Annotated in this window: 1 protein-coding gene; it reads left to right on the top strand. The window is 44.5% G+C overall.

Going from position 1 to position 1,002, the window contains the following annotated elements; genetic code table 11:
• The first annotated feature begins 155 nt into the window (after positions 1 to 155).
• The gene (locus tag F6K49_RS53100) at positions 156 to 782 is read left to right on the top strand and encodes a cysteine dioxygenase family protein (RefSeq protein ID WP_293028351.1); all 627 of its coding nucleotides are present in this window, start codon (positions 156 to 158) and stop codon (positions 780 to 782) included.
• Positions 783 to 1,002: the final 220 nt, after the last annotated feature.

Here is a 1,002-nt window from a genome sequence, read left to right as displayed (position 1 = left end):
GACGAGGGTCTTCGAGCTCTGCAAAGGCTTCTATAATTGCGATTTGAGACACAAGAGTAGATGGATTAGACTAAATTTGCGCTCAATTATACCATATCTTGTTTATATTTAGAATGAAATAGCCCTGGGTACCGACAATTGCTCGTGAGTGCATTTTGGATGCACGCATCTCACCGGAAGACTTGATGGGATGGGCTGACTTTGATCATCCCATCACCGACAGCTACGGTCGAAAGCTAATTTACCACGGCGGTTCCTTTGAAATTATGGTATTGTCTTGGGCTCCAGGAGACTACACCACGATTCATGACCACGGCGCAAGCCAATGGGGAGCAGTACAGTGTTTTGGCGAGGCGGAAGACTACATGTATACCTTAACAGATGGAGTGCTGCAAACCCAGAAGCGGCTGGAGTTTAGCTCAGCACAGGTAAAGGCGGTAGCTGACAATATGATTCACCAGATGGGCAACCCCGGACAATCCGCCTTTTTGAGCCTTCATGTATACGGAGGCGAAAACCCTAACAGCTCCATCACTAGCAACACACGAATTTTTGACCTGTTTGAAGGCAGCATTCAACGAACGGATGGAGCAGGGTTCTTCTGCTTGCCAGAGGCAGAAATTAAAGAGCGGCACTATGGCTTACAAGCAGACGCTAACACTACTCTCAGACACCACGAAAAGATGCGCGATCGCATCTGTCGAATCCTTGCAGTACAGGACAATCCTCTACTTCGCTCAAAATTAGCTGTGTTAGACAAGCAAATGTCACAGCTCAAGTAAACTAAAGATAATTGGTAATTGCTAATTGGTAATTGCTAATAGACTTCTCCACAAATTGTAAAGCCAGTCTATCACTAGGTTTGAGATGGGGTACATCTCACTTTTTAAATTAGGGAACAATTATAATAAAACTCCACCGCCCGGGTTCCAAACTTTCCTTCTTTTTTAAAAATATGAGATGCACCCTTTGATATTTTTGGGATGATTCACAAATCCGTTC

The organism is Moorena sp. SIO3I6, from assembly GCF_010672095.1.
Note: the sequence above shows the minus strand (reverse complement) of the source record. Positions and strands in the feature narration are given on the sequence as shown.